This window comes from Colwellia sp. 5_MG-2023, assembly GCF_030547795.1.
Lineage (GTDB): Bacteria > Pseudomonadota > Gammaproteobacteria > Enterobacterales > Alteromonadaceae > Colwellia.
In genome coordinates this window covers 12,877-31,971 of sequence record NZ_JAUOPW010000001.1, presented here as the reverse complement: position 1 = coordinate 31,971, position 19,095 = coordinate 12,877, and the positions used below count along the sequence as shown (strand labels likewise).

At 34.4% G+C, this 19,095-nt stretch carries 16 protein-coding genes; 11 read left to right on the top strand and 5 right to left on the bottom strand.

The annotated features are described in order from the left end of the window. Positions 1-162 precede the first annotated feature (162 nt). Together Q4496_RS00140 and Q4496_RS00135 are read right to left on the bottom strand one after the other, a co-directional pair. Positions 163-1,032, bottom strand: coding sequence for a mechanosensitive ion channel family protein (locus Q4496_RS00140; RefSeq protein WP_215972481.1), 870 nt, complete (start codon positions 1,030-1,032; stop codon positions 163-165). A gap of 7 nt (positions 1,033-1,039) precedes the next feature. Further along, positions 1,040-1,825 carry a hypothetical protein gene (locus Q4496_RS00135; protein ID WP_215972482.1) on the bottom strand — a complete coding sequence of 262 codons (786 nt, stop codon included), beginning with the start codon at positions 1,823-1,825 and terminating at the stop codon, positions 1,040-1,042. 323 nt (positions 1,826-2,148) lie between these two features. Between Q4496_RS00135 and Q4496_RS00130 the strand changes: the two genes are divergently transcribed. From Q4496_RS00130 to Q4496_RS00095, 8 genes are all read left to right on the top strand, one after another. Next, positions 2,149-3,174 (top strand): DUF21 domain-containing protein, encoded by a 1,026-nt coding sequence (locus Q4496_RS00130; protein WP_215972483.1) that lies wholly within the window; start codon positions 2,149-2,151, stop codon positions 3,172-3,174. Between the two features lie 194 nt (positions 3,175-3,368). After that, complete coding sequence (gene tmk, locus Q4496_RS00125; protein WP_303609723.1) at positions 3,369-4,016, top strand: dTMP kinase; 648 nt, start codon at positions 3,369-3,371, stop codon at positions 4,014-4,016. 1 nt (position 4,017) lies between these two features. Further along, on the top strand, positions 4,018-4,980 hold the full coding sequence (locus tag Q4496_RS00120; protein ID WP_215972485.1) for a DNA polymerase III subunit: 963 nt from the start codon (positions 4,018-4,020) through the stop codon (positions 4,978-4,980). A gap of 10 nt (positions 4,981-4,990) precedes the next feature. After that, positions 4,991-5,317 (top strand): PilZ domain-containing protein, encoded by a 327-nt coding sequence (locus Q4496_RS00115; protein ID WP_215972486.1) that lies wholly within the window; start codon positions 4,991-4,993, stop codon positions 5,315-5,317. A gap of 106 nt (positions 5,318-5,423) precedes the next feature. Next, positions 5,424-6,191: a TatD family hydrolase gene (locus Q4496_RS00110; protein WP_303609722.1), complete on the top strand. Its 768-nt coding sequence runs from the start codon at positions 5,424-5,426 to the stop codon at positions 6,189-6,191. A gap of 108 nt (positions 6,192-6,299) precedes the next feature. Continuing rightward, on the top strand, positions 6,300-6,902 hold the full coding sequence (locus Q4496_RS00105; RefSeq protein WP_303609721.1) for a DUF1294 domain-containing protein: 603 nt from the start codon (positions 6,300-6,302) through the stop codon (positions 6,900-6,902). A 394-nt stretch (positions 6,903-7,296) separates the two neighbouring features. Beyond that, on the top strand, positions 7,297-8,316 hold the full coding sequence (locus Q4496_RS00100; RefSeq protein WP_303609720.1) for an NAD(P)/FAD-dependent oxidoreductase: 1,020 nt from the start codon (positions 7,297-7,299) through the stop codon (positions 8,314-8,316). Between the two features lie 126 nt (positions 8,317-8,442). After that, the gene (locus Q4496_RS00095; protein WP_303609719.1) at positions 8,443-8,898 is read left to right on the top strand and encodes a hypothetical protein; all 456 of its coding nucleotides are present in this window, start codon (positions 8,443-8,445) and stop codon (positions 8,896-8,898) included. Between the two features lie 20 nt (positions 8,899-8,918). On the opposite strand, the gene Q4496_RS00090 is transcribed toward Q4496_RS00095, so the two are convergent. Continuing rightward, positions 8,919-9,572, bottom strand: a complete 654-nt coding sequence (locus Q4496_RS00090) for a hypothetical protein (protein WP_215972490.1) — start codon at positions 9,570-9,572, stop codon at positions 8,919-8,921. Between the two features lie 298 nt (positions 9,573-9,870). Between Q4496_RS00090 and Q4496_RS00085 the strand changes: the two genes are divergently transcribed. Continuing rightward, entirely contained in the window at positions 9,871-13,248 is a 3,378-nt protein-coding gene (locus Q4496_RS00085) for a tetratricopeptide repeat protein (RefSeq protein WP_303609718.1), read from the top strand. A 153-nt stretch (positions 13,249-13,401) separates the two neighbouring features. Here Q4496_RS00085 and Q4496_RS00080 read toward each other — a convergent pair whose 3' ends face one another. Next, positions 13,402-14,106, bottom strand: a complete 705-nt coding sequence (locus Q4496_RS00080) for a PEP-CTERM sorting domain-containing protein (RefSeq protein WP_252727424.1) — start codon at positions 14,104-14,106, stop codon at positions 13,402-13,404. A gap of 224 nt (positions 14,107-14,330) precedes the next feature. Between Q4496_RS00080 and Q4496_RS00075 the strand changes: the two genes are divergently transcribed. Continuing rightward, positions 14,331-14,903, top strand: a complete 573-nt coding sequence (locus tag Q4496_RS00075) for a DNA-J related domain-containing protein (RefSeq protein ID WP_215972492.1) — start codon at positions 14,331-14,333, stop codon at positions 14,901-14,903. A 228-nt stretch (positions 14,904-15,131) separates the two neighbouring features. Here the strand turns inward: Q4496_RS00075 and Q4496_RS00070 are convergent, their stop codons facing one another. Continuing rightward, entirely contained in the window at positions 15,132-16,928 is a 1,797-nt protein-coding gene (locus Q4496_RS00070) for a DUF885 family protein (protein ID WP_215972493.1), read from the bottom strand. 561 nt (positions 16,929-17,489) lie between these two features. Here Q4496_RS00070 and Q4496_RS00065 point away from each other — a divergent pair. Continuing rightward, the gene (locus Q4496_RS00065) at positions 17,490-18,995 is read left to right on the top strand and encodes an FAD-dependent oxidoreductase (RefSeq protein WP_215972494.1); all 1,506 of its coding nucleotides are present in this window, start codon (positions 17,490-17,492) and stop codon (positions 18,993-18,995) included. Positions 18,996-19,095: the final 100 nt, after the last annotated feature.

Genomic DNA, 19,095 nt, shown 5'->3' with positions numbered 1-19,095 from the left:
CATAACAGTAAATGCAATATCACCATGCTAACTTTCATTACAAAAAATGTTTATATCTTTTCTTGTATGACAAGTTCATCAAGTGCTTTATGAAACTAGTTAGCGAATAATCGAACGGTTTAAATACTTATTTTAGCCGTTATTCAAATGGTTAATTAACGATTATTCTTTGTTTACGCTATCTTCAGCGCCTTTTTTTGGGGGTGCTAAAACAATATCGAAAGGTTTGCTTTGCATACCAGCGTATAAGCTAACGTGAGGAAAGGGTATTTCAATACCTTGTTCATCAAACGTTTTTTTAATATTTTGATACATTTCATTTTTAAGTGTGAGGTAGTTTTCTCTTTTTGACCAAACTGAAAATTGAATATCAACAGATGATTCTCCAAAACCAGTTAAAATAAATAAAGGTGCAGGCTCTTCTAAACAAATAACATTTTTTTCAGCAATGTTTAATAAAACACGTCTAACTCTTTCAATGTCTTCTTTATAGGCAATTCCTAATTTTAAGTCAGCTCTTCTTATAGGAAACTTAGTCAAGGTTGTGACGGCACTTTTAATCATACTCTCATTAGGTATTCGAACAAACAAGTTATCAAATGTTCTTAATTTTACTGATAATAAATCAATAGAAATAACTTCACCGGTATAACCATCGACCTTAATAACGTCACCAATAGAGAAAGGTCTTTCTATCATTAAAAACAAGCCACTTATCAAATTTGAAGCAGATGTTTGTGAGGCAAAACCAACAGCAACAGTGAAAATTCCTGCTGCGCCAAGTAAGATTGTTAGATCGATACCAATATGTTTTAAAGCAGACAATAGGAACAATATTAATACAGTATAAAAAATGGTTCTTTTTAATAAAAAAAGACCATGTGTTGTCATTTTTTTTGCGGCAAGTTTTTCAGCTGCACTACTTAATGCTTTAGCAACAAAGTAACCGACAACAAATAAAATTAATGCCTGTATTAAGGCGTACCAATGAGATGATTCAAACATATTAAAAAATTCGCTAATGACTTCCATAAACTGTTTACCCAAATAAGTTACTAATTCTGCGGATTAATCTTCCATGCTCTGAAGATATTCGTGGACTACTGATAAACGTAAGAGGTTCGAATTCAGCAGAAACATTTTTATCAATAATTAATTCAATATCCGCTGAGTCGTCTGCTATTTCAATGGTGATTCGAGATGTCCACAGTCGGTTTTTATCATCATGGTACAAATTCAAATGATTTACCGGCACATTAATTCTATTAATTGTTAATTCTTTATTGTGGCTATTAATAACCATAATGGGCGTTGTCGCTTTATGTGGATGGAGCTCTAGCTCTTCAATTTTAGTTTTTGCCGAAGTATATTTTGCATAGCATAGTTGTCCATCAATAGTAGAGCTGCCAAACCATGAGTCTGATGGTCGCCAAAAAGGTAAATCTACCAAACATTTTCCGTTTGGAAATGTTTCAGCGTAAAACCAAATAGGCGTACTAATAAATAATTGAATTTTTTCTCCTGCAAGAAGTGTTAACGGGGATGAAGGGCGAGCAATAACGGTGCGGTCTGCTAATAAAGGAGATACCTTTATTTTTTCTGAGGTGTTTTTTTCTAAAAATCGACCGGTGATTGTCAAATTGTCTACATTAACACACGCACCGTCAGACACGACAATATCGTTATCTTCCTCTTCGCTTTCAATATTCCAGGTATTCCATTCAGCGGCTTCACGCCTAAGGACAATTGCTCGCTCACCTACGCTCCAACACTTCTGCTCTTGTAGGGCAAAAGTAAATTCCCCCCACCAATTATTGTTCTTCATAGCTCACTCATTAGATCGTAATTTAAAAAATAAAACGCCAAGTCATCTTTAATAGTCTTCATTATCGTATTTTAAATGAAAATGGTAATACCAAGAGAAAGAATCGCCATCGTATCCGCAACTTATATTAAAGAAACAAGTAAAAATCATTTATTATAAATAGGTCAGTATTATTCATTGCTGTATAACATAATGATGAAGTAAATATACAACATTATAAGCAATATAAAGCAGTAAATAGCAAATGATTAGTTGTGATCTAAGCAGGTTCAGTTAATATTTCGCATTAATACATGCTTTAAAATTAATTTTAGGGATCTGATATGTCAACTGACATTATTACTTGGTGTGCTATCGCAATTTGTATCACACATTCAGCTGTTTTTTCAGGCTTAAACCTTGCATTTTTCTCTATCAGTCGGCTTCATTTAGAAGTTGAAGTTAAAAAAGGTAACAAAGCTGCTGAAAAAGTTTTAAAGCTTAGAGATGATTCCAATTTTCTTTTATCTACCATTTTATGGGGTAATGTTGGTATTAATGTTTTATTAACTATGTTGTCAGATTCAGTGTTAACCGGCGTTAGTGCTTTTTTATTTTCAACTATCGCGATTACCATTATTGGTGAAATTACTCCACAAGCATACTTTTCACGTAATGCTTTAAAAATGGGCAGTATTTTAGCGCCAGTTATTCGTTTTTATCAGTTTGTTTTTTATCCTGTTGCTAAACCTACTGCACTGATTCTTGATGCTTGGTTAGGAAAAGAAGGTATAACCTACTTAGAAGAAAGCGAACTTAGAAATATCATACGTCAACATATTACAGCCGAAGAAGCCGATCTTAATCAAGTAGAAGGAATCGGTGCATTAAACTTTTTTGCTTTAGATGAAATACATGTAACAGAAGAAGGTGAAATTATTGATCCTAAGTCAATCATCGCTTTACCAACTAAGTTAGATTTACCCATGATACCGCCAATAAAACAAAGCCCAGATGATCCTTTTCTGATGCAAGTTAACGAAACAAATCATAGTTGGGTCATTCTAACTAATTTAGAAGGTTATCCATTATTAATATTAGATGCCGACGGTTTATCAAGGGCTGCATTATATCAAACAGATAACTTTGACCCTTATAACTATTGTCATCGTCCTGTTGTTATCACCGATGAAACAACCCCATTAAATGAAGCAATGCTGCAAATGAAAATTAATAGATCGACCGATAAAAACTTTGATGGCGTTATAGATTATGATGTTTTACTTATTTGGGGCGAAAGTAAACGCATTATCACCGGAGCAGATATTTTTGGCTTACTGCTTAAAGGAATGTTACCGAGCACTAGGTAGCTAAGTTCATAATTTATTAAATTGTTGAGTGTTAGTATAGCTACCCGTTGTTTGTATTTACTCGGTGAATTTGAGAAAATACAGCGAATAAAGGTTACTGTAACCAATTAAAGTCAACAAGATACGTATTCAATAGGAACTATTCATTTTGAATATACTCCTTGAATATTTTAGTTGAAACATAGAGAAATTATATGAAAAAAGGTTTTATGGTTGTTTTTGATGGTAGTAATGGCGCAGGTAAAACTACCGTTATACAAAGCATTGAAAAATACCTCATTTCAAAGGGTGTTGATGTTTTACTTACCAGAGAGCCGGGAGGAACACCGATAGGTGAAAAAATTAGAGACGTTATTTTAGATCCTAAAACACCTGAAATGTCTTTCATGACCGAATTAATGCTATTTGGTGCTGGTCGCGCACAGCATATTCAAGAAAAAATAATACCGGCGTTATCGGCAGGCAAAGTTGTTATCTCTGATCGATTCGATGCGGCTACCTTTAGCTTTCAGCATTATGCGAGAGGCATTGATATTGATACTATTACCAAAATAAATGATTTAGCATTAAATGGTTTTAGCCCTGATATGAATATTATTTTAGACTTAGACCCTGCTGAAGGCTTGAAAAGAGTGCAGAGTCGTGGAGAAGGGCTTGACCGCTTAGAAGATGAAAAGGCTGACTTTTTAATTCGTGCTCGCAATGGTTATTTAAAGCAAGCAGAGCAGTCACCAGAAAAATTTGAAGTGATTGATGCGGCTCAATCAAAAGAAAAAGTATTATCAGATGTAATCAACATCATTGATGTTTTGCTTAGTCAGCAGCAAGAAAAGCAATTTTAATATGAAACCATGGCTACTTTCTCACCAACAAATATTTAGCAATCAGTTCCGTCGTAATATTTTGCCTCATGCTATTTTAATTAATGGTGTTACCGGATCAGGTAAACTTGAATTTGCGCAGTGGTTATTGCACTTACTAAGCTGTAAGCAACCGCAAACGGTTAATCAAACCGAGGTGTTAGTTAGTTGTGGCCAATGTAAGTCATGTTTATTATTAAAAAGCAAAACATACCCCGATCACCTAGCGCTTATTGCAGAAAAAAGTAATTTAGGGGTAGATGACGTTCGTAATGCTAATCGCTTTTTACAACAAACAGCTCATTTGGGGAAATTTAAAACGGTTTTAATTGAACATGCACAAACAATGACTCAAGCTGCCGCAAATGCCTTGTTAAAAACTCTTGAAGAGCCCAGTGATAATAGCGTTATTATTTTATTAACGAATGACATTGAAATGCTGCTACCAACCATTATTAGTCGATGTAGAGTTATTAATATTAGACCGAAAGTGGGGCAAGCTTTACTGCAAAGTATGTCAGAGCAAGGAGTTAGTATTGACGCTAATACTGAACTGAACAGTCCATTTATCAATTTAACTCAGTTACCTGAGTTAACAAATACGGTTATTAATGATGCTTTTCAACAGTTCAAAACATGTTATGTAAATTTTCTTGATGGGCAGCAAGTAGAACCTCAATTACTTGCACAGCTACAAAGTAATGAACATGGTTTGCGTTGGTTAGAGCAAATTACTGTCAATTTATATCGTGATCAGTTCATTCTTACGACCGAGCCTTCGAATAAATTAACATTAGACCCTGAAGTTTTGAATAACCTCTACAAAGTCATCATAAATGGGTGTAAAGTAATAAAATCATATACTCAAGCAAACAAACAGTTTGTTTATGAAAAACTTATCATGGCGATAAGTGACGTGCTTGAGCAAGCGAAAGTTAACGAGTAGGATATCGATTTTGATCCCAATTAATATTGAATTTCAATCAGAACACGATTTATATATTTCTTATATGCCCTTTTTAAAAGAAGGTGGTTTGTTTGTTCGTACTGTAGAGCCTTATGATTTAGGTGCCGAGGTTGAGCTAAATATATTATTACCTGACTCTTTAGAGCCTTCATTAATTACCGGTGAAGTGTGCTGGTTAACACCAACAGGAGCACAAAACGGAACACCTGCAGGAATTGGGGTAAGTTTTAGGGATGATCCTGACAAAGTACGTTTTCAAATTGAAAAAGCAATTGCACGACAGTTAAGTTCGTCAGAAGCAACATTAACCATGTAATAGCATAATTTTATCAATTTGTTACTAAGCCCTTTAGTTATTCTTAGGGCTTTTTTTTTAGTAAGTTACACCAACCTAATCAATTTAGTATTATTGGAGTTTTCCATTGTTTATAGATTCACATTGCCATTTAGACCGTTTAAATTTATCGCTTCATGGTGACAGTTTAGCGAATGTAGTACAGGCAGCAAAAGATGTAAAAGTAGATAAGCTTTTGTGTGTTAGTATTACTTTGAAAGATTTTCCTGCCATGGCTGAACAAACTAAAGGCTTTGATAATGTAATGCTTACGTGTGGTATGCACCCATTAAATCAAGAAGATGAAGTCAATATTGATGAGTTACGCACCTTAGCCAGCGATCCTGCTGTTATTGCGGTGGGTGAAACAGGGTTAGACTATCACTACGCGCCAGAAACTAAAGCGGTACAACTAGACTCGTTTAAAAAACATATCATTGTTGCTAAAGAGCTGAATAAACCTTTAATTATTCACACACGTGCTGCTCAGCAAGATACCTTAGATTTATTACGCTCTGAAAATGCAGCAGAGGTTGGCGGTATTTTACATTGTTTTACAGAGTCTTGGGATATGGCTAAGCAAGCAATTGAACTAGGTTTTTATATTTCATTCTCCGGTATTGTTACATTTAAAAATGCGAATGAACTAAGAGAAGTTGCTAAACTTGTGCCTGATGATAGATTTTTGATTGAAACAGATTCACCATACCTTGCCCCTGTGCCACATCGAGGTAAAGAGAATCAACCAGCGTATGTAGTAGAAGTCGCTAAACACTTAGCAAGTATCCGTGGTCAATCGGTTGAAACTATTGCTAAATTATCAACCGACAACTTTAATCGCCTTTTTAAGCTATAACTTATAAAAACCAATTTTCGAAGACCTTTTTTAAAATGAAAAGCTCTTTATTAATTATCAAACGCTGGTAAATTATCGCATAGTGTAGTGATTAATAAGGAGTTGAGCATGCGCTCAAAAGGTAAGTTAATTAAATGGAATGAAGACAAGGCTTTTGGTTTTATCGCGCCTAATGGTGGTGAACAGGTTTTTATTCATAAGAAGGCGTTAATCAATCGACATCGAACACCTCAAATAAATGATGTTATTACCTTTTCTTTATCAAAAGATAGGCAAGGCCGAATTTGTGCAGATCAAGCGACATTTTCGGGTGAAAAATTAAAGATAAAGGCAGCTAAAAAAATGAATCGTTTTTCAATTTATTTGTCGGTTGTTTTTATTACCTCGATTATAATATTTTATCTGTTCGAATACTTTCCTCAGAAGCTTATATTCCTATATATAGGCGCTAGTGCTATTACCTTTTTAGTTTATGCATCAGATAAGTCAAAAGCAAAGCGCAAGGTTTGGCGAACACCAGAAAGCTCTTTACATATGCTTGCCTTGATTGGTGGTTGGCCAGGCGCCGCTATAGCACAGCAAGTATTAAGGCATAAATCTCAAAAGAAAGAATTTAGAAGAATTTTTTGGCTGACGGTATTTGTAAATTTAGCTGTATTAGTGTGGCTTTTTACACCAAAAGGGCAGACGGTGTTACAAATTCTAGGCTAATAGTATGAGTAAAATCATGAATGTAAACGAGTAAACAGATTAACGTACTGTTTTTAAATTTAGGTGAAGCTAAAGCTATCAACCCTAACATTAAAATAACTAGGGGCGAATGCTTTGAAACGTCAATAGTTCTCTTTACTAAGTTATTATATTTTAAAGAAAAACCACTTCCTTAAGACTTTTGTTTTACAAACGTTTTATCAAAATACTGAGTATTTTTCGCTATAAACAATGAAGATACTAGGGTTATACAATAATGGGCTTCATGATATAGTTTATGGAACTAATGACACTGCTTTTATTAAATAATTTAGAGATAGCTTAAAGAAAAATTTACCGCCTTGTTCTTGCTTAGTTTAACTTGAAAGATTCGTAGATATTAGGAATACTCAATATGGAAAACTTAAAGACAGATGTTGTTATTATTGGTGCCGGCCCTGTAGGAATATTTCAAATATTTGAATTAGGTTTACAAGGTCTGAAAGCTATTGTTGTTGATAGCGTTCCTGAAATAGGAGGCCAGTGTTCACAACTTTACCCAGACAAACCTATTTATGATATTCCCGCTATTCCTGTCGCTTCCGCGCAGTCGATAATTGAGGCGTTAGAAAAGCAAGCCTCACCATTTAATCCAGAATATTTGTTATCTCAAAAGGTCATAGAGATACATAAAGAAAGAGATGATTTGTTTTTTGTTAAAACGGATAGAGATGTTTTAATCGAATGTAGAGCAGTAATTATTGCCGCAGGCAGTGGTGCGTTCGAACCTGTTCGTTTAAAAGTTAAGGGGATTGAGGCATTTGAAGATCGCCAACTTTTTTATAGAGTACAAGATAAAAATGCCTTTAAAGATAAAAATGTTGTGGTATTAGGTGGTGGTGATAGTGCATTTGATTGGGCACTGACATTACAACCTATAGCACAAAGTGTTTTGATGATTCATCGAAGTACTAATTTTAGAGCCTCAGAAGCGAGTATTAATAAAATGGAGCAGTTATGCACAAATTATGAAATGCAATTTTTATGTGGACAAGTGGTTGATTATAAAAAAGAGGGAGACTCACTAAGTAAGCTTATAATTCAATCTTCAGGTATAAAAAGAACCGTTGATGTTGATTCTTTACTTGTTATGTTTGGTTTATCACCCAAAATTGGTCCCATAGCTGACTGGAATCTTGAAATGAACCGTCATCAAATTTGTGTAGATACGGAAAAGTTTCAAACGTCTATTACGGGTATATATGCTGTCGGCGATATAAATTATTATCCAGGTAAAAGAAATTTAATTTTAAGTGGCTTTCATGAATCAGCATTAGCCGCTTTTGCTATTAAGCAGTCAATGGATACTACAAAACGTGTTGCGACACTGTATACAACCACAAGCCCTATTTTACAAAAATTGCTTAACTCTTAAAGTAAGTGTTGTGACATATTTTTTTAATATTGAGATTGATAGTTACTTCAATAGTTAACATGGTATTGTAAATTCAACCATGACTATCAAAAGCGATACCATTTATTATAAATTTAAGGAAACATAATGAGATATCATCAATTAAAAGACATTTATCAGCACGTAGTGGAAATAAACCAAGAATTAAATGGCTTATATACCCATTTTTTAGAAAACACAAAGGATGAACGAACACGTATTTTTCTTCATTACATTATTGAAAAGCAAGCAGAAAATATTCTTGATATTCAAAAGTTAATTAGTGATGAAGCTATTGGTGTTCTTAGTACGTGGATTGATGAAGATATTGAACATAAGGTCTCAGAAAGCATTATCAGTTTTAAAGAAAATTCGGATGTTAACATTACTACTGTACTCGATGTAACGACACAAATAAGAGTTCAGCTAAACGAGTGGTTAAACGTTATCAAGGCACTAATGCCAAGTGAAACAGTGAAAACGCACCTTGAAAATTTAATTGAACTCCAATCGGCAAAATCTCAACAAATTATACATGCTGCTAATCGTATGGATGATATCTAAATAGATACTGGTTTGATAAATTAGTGTAAGCGTGCAACCTGAGAGTCAGCTTGTAATACCAACTTAATTCCATAAATAATCATCTGTTCAGGTTTTTCTGGCTCCATAAACGGGGAATTGATGATGAGTTTATTGTCATAATCTTGCCAGTTTATAGATGATATTTGGCTTGAATTTATAGGTAAGATAAAAGAGCGATGGCGTTTTAATGAATAGATTTTTGCTTTATTTCGAGAGTTTACATGCGATAAATATTGAATCCATTCACTATTTGGCGACCATTGCACACTAAATTTATTTTCTTTGGTATTAATAACGTTGTTTTCAATTAATTTACTCGCATTGTGTTCAATGCTATACACCCATAAATTTTGATCATTTTCGGTAAAGGTTAGGTATTTGTTGTTTGTAGACCAAGTAATATTCTTCAGTTTTTTTGCTCTTGGTATAAGGTGTTCAGCGACGCGTTCATTTTGCTGATTATAAATAGTTAAGTAGGTGGTATTATTTTTCTCATTAAAAAAAGCTTTTTGAGAAAAGTCATTATTCCAAACATCAATCAAGTTTTTATTATTAACGTTTGTGTTAACTTTTATATTAAAGTTGTTAGCATTAGTTACTGTACCCACCAATAAAAAAACAGATATTAATAGTAGACCAAATATAGTTTTCATTGCCTTTCTCCTTTATGGATTTGTTCTTTGTTAATTTATACTTCCCCCTGCATCTGAACTATTATTACTAATTATTATGTAAAAGTACTTACGACTTCCTTACCATATTGCAATAAAGCGAATATAGAGAACCTTACGATTTCCTTACCATGATGGTTTTAATTAAATTTATTTATTATCAATGGTTTAGGGTGTTGTTTTTGGTTTTTATTTTTTATGTAATGTTTATGGTAAAGACGTTGTTGATACTATAAGCTTTATATCAATAGATAAGGCTTATTAAGTTACTGGTACTAGAATGGCAAGCAAAGATCAGTTAAATGCAACCGATAAACAATACTCTTTTACCTTAGGTGAATGGGCCGTAGATAGCGGTTCAAATCAACTCATAAGTAAAGATAATAGTTTTACCATTGAGCCTAAAATGATGGATGTACTCATTTATCTATGTCAAAACGCGGGTCAAACTATTAGCGCAGAACAGTTGTTAATCGCTTGTTGGTCAGGTACTTTCTATGGCGATGCTCCTGTCCAAAAATGTATTGCGGGTCTAAGAAAAAAGTTAGGTTGTAATGCTAAGCAGCCGATATATATTGAAACTATATATCGACGCGGTTATCGAATTATTAGTGATGTTGTTTTTAAAAATGAAACATCACACTTTGCTCCACGGCAGAGTCTTACACAATGGACCCATGGTTCACCATATATGGGTTTGAATACGTTTGATGAAAGTCATACGCCTATCTACTTTGGCAGAACAAAAGCGATTGCGGAAGTTATTCAAAGTTTAAAGCATTGTATTGAACGCCGTTGTCATTTTTTATTATTATTGGGGAAAAGTGGTAGTGGTAAATCGTCATTGATTCGAGCAGGGGTATTACCTTATTTGAACAGCGAAACTGGCTTTGCTCAATTGCGCGTAAAACAACATCATATTATAACGCCCAACCAAAGTATTCATGAATCACCTACGGCTACAATTATCAATGCTTTAAGTACATTATCTCTATTAAAGCCTGATATTGAATTGACGAACTTTATAAAGGAAGTAGAACAAACACCACGCAAACTAACGTCAGGATTATATACAAAAAGTCTCGTTCAAAACGGCCTAGTACACACTGGCGAATTAACAGAAAACATTGACGGTCCAAATAAAGTAAAAAATTACCAATTATTGGTTATTGATCAGTTTGAACAATTTTTACTGGATGATAATTTAGATACGCGTTTGAAAGAAAACCTGGTTCTTTGTATAAAGCAGTTAGCACAATGCGAAAATTTATTATGCATTGCCATGTTACGAAATGATTTTTATGCAGAATGTATCGACGTTAATGGTTTTCCTGATTTAAAAGATAATGGGCGTCAATACGACTTACAAGCCGCCAGCCCCATTGAAATTACAAGGATGATACGTAATCCAGCCATAGCTGCAGGCTTAACATTTGAAAAAGATGAAATAAGCGGCGAACAATTGGATGAGATATTACTGGCCGCAGCGGTTAAAAACCACGATGCTTTACCACTGTTAGAGTACACACTTGACTTGCTATACCAGCAACGTAGTAAAGATAACAAATTACTGCTTAGCGTTTATCATGATATGGGGGGAATGGAAGGGGCGATAGCTCAGCAAGCAGAAATCACCTTTAATCTTTTATCACCATCTGCGCAAAAATGCTGGGATAGTATAATGCACGCTTTAGTCAAAATAGACTACCGTAATAAACAGAGTATTACGGCACGAAAAGCACCAATAGCTATTTTTGTTGATCCCGCCGAAAAACAATTTATTCAAAGCTTTCTTGATGCGCATCTTTTCGTAACAATACTTCAGACATCAACAGGGGAGCAGCGTTACTTTCCTTCAAAAGCTAAAAATGAAAAAATAAATAGTGAAGTACAATTTATCACTATTGCTCATGAAGCCTTATTAAAGCATTGGCATAGAATTAGCAAATGGGTTAATGAAAATAGTGAAGCAATTTATAAGCGTGAACAATTGGCGGATGATTGTTTATATTGGTTAGAAAGTAATAAGTCTACTGACACGTTACTCAATTCAAAGCAAAAGATTTTAGACGATATTGAATTAAGTAAACGCTCTGGTATTCATCTAAATGCTAATGAAATCGAGTTTATTTCCAAATCTAAGCGGCACGAAAGCAGAAAAAATAATTTCATTACTCTGTTTGTCTTAGTCATGATTGGTTTTAGTCTTTTAACGTGGTATCAATCAAGGCAGGTTGGTTATGAACGTGATGTCGCTTTATATCAAAGTAAAAAAGCTGATGCAATAGCCACATTTTTAACTAATATGTTTAAGGAAATCCAACCCCAAAAAGCAAAGGGTAAAGAAGTATTAGTTAAAGATATTCTGGTAAAAGCCAGTGAAAATATTACTGCTGATAATGCTTTAAAAAAACACCCTGAAATTGACGCGACTATTCAAACAGTCATTGCTGGTATTTATATAGATTTAGGGTTACTCGACGCAGCAGAAAAGCATTTAACTACAGCGTCAATATTCTATAACGACACTCAATTAAAGCAAACTAAAGAGTATTTAAATTTTTTAAATCAGTACATTCGTTTTTATGGTAATAAATTTGAATTCAACATTCAATTACCATTAATTAAAGAGTCTATCACGCTAAGTAAAGAGCTGTATGGTGAAAAAAGTAGTATATACCTTGGTTATTTAAGTAATTTAGGTGGTTTTTATCAGGATACGGGATCGCTAGAGAAAGCAAAAATAATATATACACAAGTTTATGAAAAACGAAAAAACCTTTTTGGTAATAAAAATAAAGATAGCATTCGTTCATTAAATCAATTGGGCACGATAGCTTACTGGCTAGGAGACTACGAAGAAGCTAAAAAGATGTACAACTTGTGTATTGAAAATAGTCGAGTTCTTTTAGGTGAATATGATCCATTAACATTAGTATGTTCCAGTAGCTTAGGTTCATTATATGAAGCTATGGGGCAATATCAATTAGCAGTGCCTATGATTAAAGCACATATTCAGCATGCATCAGTGGTCTTTGGAGAACGTCATATTACGGTATTAAGATCAATGCATAACCTTGCTGATAGTTACCGTGGTTTAGGTAAAGTAGCAGAGGCTGAACGGTTATTTAGAAAAACATTGCAATTAAGACAAGATATTCTAGGTCAAAGCCATATTGAAACCTTACAAACGCAAATGAAATTTTCACGTTTATTACGCTTGAATGCAAGCTATGACGAAGCACGACCTTTAATTGAAGATACGGTAAAAAAATTAACCTCCAAATTAGGTATAAAGCACCCAACCACGTTAACTGCATCACAGGAACTTGCTAATCTTTATCTCGATAGTAATCAGTTGGATAAAGCACTAAGCTTATATCAAGAAGGGCTTAACTTTAAGATTGAGGTCTTAGGTGAGCACCACCCTGAGCTAAGAGGTCCTTTAATTGGTTTAGCACGGTTCTATTTATTAACAGGCGACAGTGACAAAGCTGAAATCTATTTAACACGATGCTTAACAATAATGAAAGAAAACAAAAATATTACGGATGAAGAGCTTATTAAAACATTGAACGCATTCATTATTCATTTTACTCAAACAAGTAATAATGATAAGCAGTATTTTTATCAAAAAGTGTTAGCATCTTTACAATAATAGTCTTATAAAAAGGTCCTGTTGCGTTGTTTTTAGTACGTAATTCATACAGGCATAATGAACTCGTTAAATTAAAGTAAATAAAAAGCACCAAAAAATGGTGCTTTTTAGTCTATTCATTTACTTGAATGTAAGCGTGTATAACCGATCAGCTTATTGCTTGTTAAATTTACGTGACGCTAAGCCCAAAATACCTAATGCGAAAATAGCAAAGGTTGAAGGCTCTGGAACGTTAACCGTTCCATAAACTAAGTTGTCATATCTTACTGAAAAATCATTTCCTTCATATTTAGCATTCAAAAATACTTTGCCAAAATATTGGGTATCTACAACAGTATCAGTATAAAAAACAGTATCGTTTAATGAGTATTCTACACCATTAGAAGTTACTTGAAGTTTAAAGTTATTAAATTCGCCAGTAATAAAGTTAGTTGTAAATGCTTGCCAACCACCATTATCCCAAGCTTGTACTCCGCTTATCCCACTAAATTCAACAATAGGCCAACCTGTAGTGACATCAGCTGCGTTAAAAGATTCAGCCCACACACCACCATATCGCTCAGCGTTAATCCAATCCTTATCAATGAAAACATCAATAGATACATAGTTTGATTGACCAATATCAAGATTCATGCCGTGCGTATCATAAAAAGTATTTGTAGGGTGAACTGGCCCTGTTAATGACATAACAAGTTCATTATTTATAATTTCAAATCCATCAGGCGCTGTACGATCTACAGACCAAGCAGCTAAAGAGTCTCCATCATTAAATTCATGAGTAATTAGAGATGAATTTGCAAAACTACTTACAGTTAATGCTAAGGTAACAATAGTTGCTTTAAAAAAGTTTATATTCATTTTATTATCCTTTAGTAATTTTTAATGTTCCTCCATAATTTAAGCAGGTTATATACCAAAAATTAAAACTTTTATTTATCAGTTAATTACTTTCTTAGATGAAGGGAAAAATTAAAAGTGTAAAGTAATCTGACATTTATTCAATCGTGTTTATTAACAAATTGCTATCAAACATAGTGCAATGGTTTTGCATTTCAGAAACTCATTTAAAGGAAGCTAAATTAATGACCAATCCTTTGATTATTCCTATTTTGGAGTATTTAAAAAAACAACATAGTGCATGCTCATTAATTGATTTAGTTAACCTTTGTAAAGATGATCTTATTTCCCTTATTGGTAAAGAAGAAGACCCTCAAGTTATTCTTTTTCAGAAGAACTTTTTTGTTATGAACGCCTTATATCAAATTCAACGTGATATTCAAACGGAAGGTTTCTTACTCACTATTTTTCCATTAGAAATTTGTCTTATTGCTAAAAACGCAGCAAATGAACATAGCTTAACCACACGAGATAGTGATCTAGCTTACTATTATTTAGACTGGTCTAATTTGAATAACATCACTGCTGACGATATTGATGCACTCTTTGTAAGCTTTTGGCAAAAGTATCGTGCTGTGGATAAAGTTGATGCAGCGTTGACTATATTAGGCCTAGAGAAAGATGTAAATTGGCTGGATATTCGTCAGGCTTACAAAAGCAAAGTCACTATGAGCCACCCAGATAAAGGAGGCTGTCCAGAAGATTTTATTGAAATTCGTAAAGCTTATGAAATATTAAGCGTTAGTTATCGAAGTTGAATGCTACATTTAAAAAGGACTCTGCAACGAGTAAACTTTATGTAACAACAAGGTTTTCAGGGCATTTTAAGATAATCAATAAGTGTGTTTTTTAATCGTTATCACGCATAAACTGCACAACCGTTTGCTGAGCAGTTTATGATATTTTATTTTTACTACCTAATTTTTCCAATTAAATTTTATCAACGTTAACGTAGTAGAATTTAACTTATTTAATTTGAAATCAACTCACTTACTAGCTGCTATAAATCGGTTAATTTCAGCTTCAACCATGGTTAGTGGTAATGCACCATTACCTAGTAAAGCATCATGAAAATCAGGAAGGTTAAATTTTTCGCCTAGTGCTGTTTCTGCTTTATTTCTAAGCTTCCAAATAGCAATCTCGCCTAATTTATATGAAAGTGCTTGTCCAGGCCACGATATATAGCGATCTACTTCAGCTCTTACATTCGCTTCAGATAACGAAGTGTTACTGGCAAGAAAATCGATACCTTGCTGTCTACTCCAACCTTGAGAATGTATGCCTGTATCAATAACCAAACGACAGGCTCGCCACATTTCGTAACTTAAGCGGCCAAAATGATCATAGGGTGTGTCGTAAACGCCCATTTCAACACCTAACTTTTCTGAATATAATCCCCAACCTTCACCATATGCACTAAAATAAAGCCCTAAACGAAATTTAGGTACATTTTTTAGTTCACTTGAAATAGCTGACTGATGATGATGACCTGGTACCGCTTCATGTAATGTAAGTGCGGTAAGTTCGTATAAAGGGCGTTGATCCAGTTGATAAGTATTTAACCAGTATGCGCCGCCACGATTACCACCAACTACTGCACCATTATATGAAGCAGTTGTATAATTGGGCGCTATCTCTTTAGGTACCGGTACTACGCCGTAGGGTAAACGTGGTAGTTTCCCAAAGAACTCAGGCATCACATAATCAATACGTTTGGCAACATAAGAAGCTTCTTTTAATAAGTCTTTCGCAGATTTAGCATAGAATTGCGGATCAGTTCGAAGAAATTGAGTAAACTCTTCAAAAGAGCCTTTGAAGTTAAGGTCCTTGATGATTTGGTCCATTTCTTCACGAATACGCTTTACTTCGTTAAGCCCTATTTGATGTATTTCTTGTGCCGTAATGTCTGTTAATGTGGTGTAGGTTTTAATTTGGTGAGCATAATAGGCTTTGCCATTATTCATTTGTTCTGCGCCAAGGTTTTCAGGCGCTGCTTTTAAGTATTCACCACCAAAAAATTCAGCAAATGTTTCAAACGCCGGTATCGCCGATTTTGCGATTGCTTGTTTGGCGCTTGCTCTAAGTTGTGTTTTTGTTTCTTCTGAAAGCGTATTATTCATCTTTAAAAACGGTTTATATAAACTGCTTTTCGTCGGATCTTTATAAATTTGCGCTTTAACAGTAGGAAGGATGCCTTCAATAACTATTTTTGGTAGGGTAAAATTGGTTTCAATGCCGGTGCGCATATTATCGATGTTTTCATGGAAATATCTTGGAATTTCATTTAATCGAGCAATATAGTCTTGATAGTCTTTAGCATTACTCATTACTAAGCCATTACCCATACTAAGAACCGATAGAAAAAAGCTACTAAAAGTATTTAATGGGATACGAGATAAGTTTAACTGATAACGACTAATGGCATCTTCAATCACCCATTTTAATAACTGATGGTTGATTCGATTTTCTTCAGTAAGTTGTTCAATGTCTATGCTCGATAATCGGCTAAGAAATTCCTGTTCTGCGACAAGGCGATTATTGTTATCTTTTGGTGATACACGAGGAAGTAAATGATTATATTCACTTAATCCAGAACGAGTCGCTGATAATGGATTCTCCTTTAAAGAATAATCCCACCTTTCATTAATTATTTCAGTTAGTTTTTCATTGGCATTAATAGTTACTTGTTCATTAGCAAAGGAACAGCTGCTATAAACAAAAAGCCAGAGACAGGTAAGCAAACTTCGGATTTTATAATTTTTAGTTACGTTATTGTATTTCATTGTTTTCCTAATTTTTTGCAGGTATAAATATTTTAAGGTAATTAAAGTAATCGAGATTAACAATACTATTTGAGCATATTTACTATGAAGAGAGGCTTACATTTTAGGTCTTTAACAATGACGCTAGTCGTTCTTGTTAGCCAGACCAATTAGCTTAATCTTTTTAGCTAATGACTCTTTATTAATAGATTGTATTGTTTATAGGTAAGTTGATCTACCTACTTGAGCTTTATTTTTATCTGTCGTAATAATATGACTTATTAGACATAGGATTAAAGAGCGGTAGGGTAGTGATTAAACAAACGTGATAAGTACCACCCTTAACAACATTACTGTATAATCTCGCCTAATTTAGTAGATCCTTTGCAAAGACCTTAACTTTGCTATAAAGGTAGTAAAATATTATTTATCACGTTGATATTACTTATCCTGAACTCGGTTTAAGATGTTTTTAATTTATTAAACCGAACTCAGGTTACTTATTAAACGATAAGTTAATTTATCGATAAAGCTGCAAGTTCAAGTTGAATTAACTCACTTGATATAACATTACCCGAAAATATGCATAAACCTTTAATTACTCAGCAACCTTTATCCAACTCTAAAATTAAAATTGCCATTATTGGCGGCGGCGTTGCAGGATCGACTATTGCATTACGTTTTGCTGAATTAGGTTTAGATACTACCTTGATAGAAAAAGGACCGAGTTTGGTTAACGGCCCTCCTATTTGTCATTTACATGCGGGTGGCAACCTATATCGTGAAATCAGTGATGAGCAGTGTTTGGTTTTATTGCAGCAATCAATTGATACGGTTAAAGTTTACCCTCACAGTGTCAATATTCGCCCCACGGTGATTGCGTTACCTAAAACAGACAATGGTGAGCCAGAAGACTTATTACCCCGTTTAGAAAAATTGCGTGCTAAATATCAAGAATTAGTTAATAAAGACAATCGTAATCAAGTATTGGGTAAACCAGCGGATTATTTTCGCTTTTATTCTCGTGCTGAGCTTGAGGTATTACAGCGAAAAGCAATACCAGAAAAAGCGGCAGATGCGAGTGATTGGTTAATTTCATTTGCGCAAAACGTTGATTTAAACAAGCTTAAGTTTCCGGTGTTGTTAGTACAAGAATATGGCTTGTCCGCATTTCGTTTTGCAGCCATTGTTAGTTTAGCTATAGAGCGTTTACCTACGTGTCACCTGCAAACAAATAATCAAGTTGTTGGGCTCACTCAACAAACAGATAAACCAGGTTGGCAGGTATCAACAAAGCAACATGGCAGTGATATTGTTCAGCATAAAAATTATGATTATGTCATTAATGCCTGCGGTTTCAAAACCGGTGAAATTGATGACATGGTAAGTGCCAAACGTAAGCGCATGGTTGAATTTAAAGCCGCTTATGTTGCACATTGGCCGCAATGTCATGGTATATGGCCTGAAATTGTCTTTTATGGTGAGCGGGGAACGCCGCAAGGTATGGCACAATTAACGCCTTACCCAGACGGATATTTTCAATTACATGGCATGACGCAAGACATCACACTTTTTGATCAAGGTTTAGTGGCTAGCTCGGTTAATAGTGCTCAGCCTAAATTAGCCAAACGCTTTATAGAAAAAATTGATAAACAGTGGCCTGAGCAATTAATTCAAAACAGAACGCTAGGTTCAATTGAACATATGGCGCAGTTTCTGCCAGAATTTAGTTCAGCGACTGTGGCGGCAAAACCACTTTTTGGGGCACAACAAATTCCAGGCGAAGATGCTAATTTACGGACTGCAGATGTATCTTTTTATGGTCAACATTACGCTCGTGCTGAAATAGTGAAAGCCTCTTCAGCTTTAGACGCCGCCGATGCGATCTTAAAGAATTTTATTGATTGTGGACTTATTGCTGAGCAATTAATGTATGCAGATGAGAAATTAGCAAAAATAGGCATAAACTATTTAACAGAACATTACTTTCCTGTTAGCTTGAAATGCTCTGAAACTGAAGTAACAGAGCGAGCTATAGCGTTAGCACAGCAGCGAGATTATCCTGTGGCGTTAGCGAAGAATCTTTAATCTATAATTGATTTGGCGATTTGGCGATTTGGCGATTTGGCGCTTAGCGTAAGTCAGTTTGTTATTTGAATCTAAGTTTTAATTAGTATGACGCAATTAA